General features: G+C 67.8%; 1 protein-coding gene. It reads right to left on the bottom strand.

All coding sequences use genetic code 11. The annotated features are described in order from the left end of the window. Window positions 1-132: 132 nt before the first annotated feature. Window positions 133-1092 carry a GTPase Era gene (gene era / locus AOK17_RS39460; protein ID WP_189837920.1) on the bottom strand — a complete coding sequence of 320 codons (960 nt, stop codon included), beginning with the start codon at window positions 1090-1092 and terminating at the stop codon, window positions 133-135. Window positions 1093-1238 lie beyond the last annotated feature (146 nt).

Genomic DNA, 1238 nt, shown 5'->3' with positions numbered 1-1238 from the left:
ACCCCCATCAGCCCCGCCCACCCATCCAGCCCGTCCGGCGATTGAGGACGAGCGCGGCAGCGCGATGCGGGGGTCTGGGGGCGGCAGCCCTCAGTCTCGGGAAGGGGTGGGGTTGGGGAAGAGGGAGAGGGATTAGAAGCCGAGCTTGCGCAGCTGACGGGGATCCCGTTGCCAGTCCTTGGCGACCTTGACGTGGAGGTCGAGGAAAACCGGCGTACCCAGGAGCGCCTCGATCTGCTTGCGCGACTTGATCCCGACCTCCTTCAACCGCTTCCCCTTGGGCCCGATGATGATCCCCTTCTGACTGGGCCGCTCGATATAGACGAACGCGTGGATGTCGAGAAGAGGCTTGTCGGCAGGCCGGTCCTCGCGGGGAAGCATCTCCTCGACGACAACGGCGATGGAGTGCGGCAACTCGTCCCGCACCCCCTCCAGCGCGGCCTCACGAATCAGCTCGGCCACCATGACCTGCTCGGGCTCGTCCGTGAGGTCACCCTCGGGATAGAGCGCGGGCCCCTCCGGAAGCAGCGGCACCAGCAGATCCGCGAGCAGATCGACCTGCTTGTCCCCGACGGCGGACACCGGCACGATCTCGGCCCACTCGAACCCGAGCTCCTTGCCGAGCTGGTCGATGGCGATGAGCTGCTCGGCGAGCGTCTTGCTGTCCACGAGGTCGGTCTTCGTGACGATCGCGATCTTCGGCGTCTTCTTGATCGACGCCAGTTCCTTCGCGATGAAACGGTCACCGGGACCGAGCTTCTCGTTCGCCGGCAGACAGAACCCGATCACGTCGACCTCGGCCCACGTCGTACGTACGACGTCGTTCAGCCGCTGGCCGAGCAGCGTGCGCGGTTTGTGCAGCCCAGGCGTGTCCACGAGGATCAGCTGGGCGTCGGGCCGGTGCACGATGCCGCGCACGGTGTGCCGCGTCGTCTGCGGCTGGTTCGCCGTGATCGCCACCTTCTGGCCGACCAGAGCGTTCGTCAGGGTGGACTTGCCCGCGTTGGGGCGGCCCACGAAGCAGGCGAAGCCGGCGCGGTGGATCGCCTCGGACGGCTCGGATGACTCGGTACGAACGCTCATGAGGCCCATTGTCCCTGATCATCGGAGCCCCGCCGCACCCAGCGGCCCGGCACACCGGCCAGGACCTTACGGCAGGGGCCCGGACGGCCTTACGATCACGGGGTTCCGGAGCACGGCTCCGCCCCCGTCGTACGTGCCCCCAGCCACTCCCCACC

The sequence above is a fragment of the Streptomyces phaeochromogenes genome (genome assembly GCF_001418655.1).
GTDB classification, from domain to species: Bacteria; Actinomycetota; Actinomycetes; order Streptomycetales; family Streptomycetaceae; genus Streptomyces; species Streptomyces phaeochromogenes.
The sequence above is the reverse complement of the archived record's forward strand: the minus strand, read 5'-3'. Positions and strand labels throughout refer to the sequence as shown.

Bases quoted from the DNA above. Each gene is read 5' to 3' on its own strand.
- era (WP_189837920.1), bottom strand. From the start codon at position 1,092: ATGGGCCTCATGAGCGTTCGTACCGAGTCATCCGAGCCGTCCGAGGCG.